This is a genomic window from Streptomyces sp. XM83C (assembly GCF_023072675.1).
GTDB classification, from domain to species: domain Bacteria; phylum Actinomycetota; class Actinomycetes; order Streptomycetales; family Streptomycetaceae; genus Streptomyces; species Streptomyces thermocoprophilus.
Genome location: NZ_JALLGL010000582.1, coordinates 1 through 1,346, shown reverse-complemented (window position 1 = coordinate 1,346; position 1,346 = coordinate 1). Strand labels below are relative to the sequence as shown.

General features: G+C 65.4%; 2 protein-coding genes. One reads left to right on the top strand and one right to left on the bottom strand.

Features of this window, described 5'->3' with window-relative positions; translation table 11 throughout:
• Positions 1 to 247, top strand: a 247-nt coding sequence (locus MTQ10_RS30490) for a hypothetical protein (RefSeq protein WP_247473983.1), incomplete at its 5' end; no start/stop codon positions are given.
• Positions 248 to 736: 489 nt separating this feature from the next.
• Here the strand turns inward: MTQ10_RS30490 and MTQ10_RS30485 are convergent.
• Positions 737 to 1,168 (bottom strand): hypothetical protein, encoded by a 432-nt coding sequence (locus MTQ10_RS30485; protein WP_247473982.1) that lies wholly within the window; start codon positions 1,166 to 1,168, stop codon positions 737 to 739.
• Positions 1,169 to 1,346 lie beyond the last annotated feature (178 nt).

Sequence of the window (1,346 nt, the reverse complement as noted above, 5' to 3'; positions counted from 1 at the left end):
CGGCCGACAGGCCCGTGATCCTCCGGTCGCTGATGATCGCTGCACGAGACACATTCCCCACCACACGACCATGATCGACGATCGGGAACTCGACGCCTCACCGCCTACCGTGCACGAGCTCGTTAGTTCCGTTTTTGTAGATGACTTCACCGCTGACCATTTGCTCGATGTCTTCCGGAAGGTCAGGGAACGGATTCCCTTGGTCGTCAGTCAGTTCTCCGAATGTTTTCTGACCCTTTTCCCGTGACCCACTTGGGAAGCTTTGCGAGCGTCGTGTTTACAAACGCCGGGCAGGGTTCCGCGTCCGTGTTGTGAACGAGGACGTTCGGGGTGCCGGTGGAAACGTAGTAGGTGTGGAGGTCGTCGACGGTGAGGTCGTAGGCGTCCTGCAGGCCCTGCCAGTTGTGGATGCGAGCAATCGATGCCGTGCTGTTCTGCGGGGTACGCAGGGTGTCGCCGGCTTCGAGTGCACGTCGCCAGGCTTGACCTGCTCGATCGGGCGCCCCGTGCCGTCGGCCATGAGGACCTTGGTGCCTGCGGGGAAGCTGTGTGCTGCTCCGGCCAGGCAGCTTACGGAGCGGCGGGCGGCGCGCAGGCCCCTGATGGCGTCGAGGCCGTCGTCGAGCTTGGTGAGGAGCTTCAGCTTTCCCCAGGGGATGAAGCCGGCGGCGGCCCACACGCAGTCGCCGATGGTGGGATCCTCGATGCAGGCCTTGATCTCGTTCAGGCCGAGGCCTTACCAGACCACAGCCGTGAGCATCGGTTCGACGAGCGGCATCACGATCACGGAGTCGCCGGGCGAGTGCACGCACGGCAGCACCGGGATCATGGTTTCGCGCGTGGGGTTTGGAACGCAGACCCTCTTGGGTTTGCCTTCCTGTTCCTCCTGCCGCTTGCGTTCCTCGGCCGCCTGCTGGCGAGCCTGCTCCATTTCCTGCTCGAGAAGGTCGCGCGTGGCCTTCCAGGCGGCCTTGGCGGCGGCTTCTGCTTCGGCGCTGCTCTTGCCGGCTGCGATGGCCGAGGCGCGGGCCTGGTCGGCGGACTTCTGCGCCTCTGCGGAGGCGGCTGCCGCTTGGTCTGCTGCGTTGGCGGCCTTGGCGGCTGCTTCGGCGGCGAGCCAGGCGTCCCGGTGGGCCCTGCCGAAGCATCCCGGCGCGTAAGGGGTCACCTGTGACTGAGCGCTTCAGTTGGCGACTTGAGCGGGCGGCTGTGTCAGACCTCAGAGGGCTTCTCGAAACCGAGTGTGGAGCTGGGGGTTCCGTACGGGCGTGCTGTTCAGGTGATTGTGGCCGCGCGGGGGCATGAAGGCAGGGCCTCTCGGTAGCACAGAGGGTGTCTACGCCACT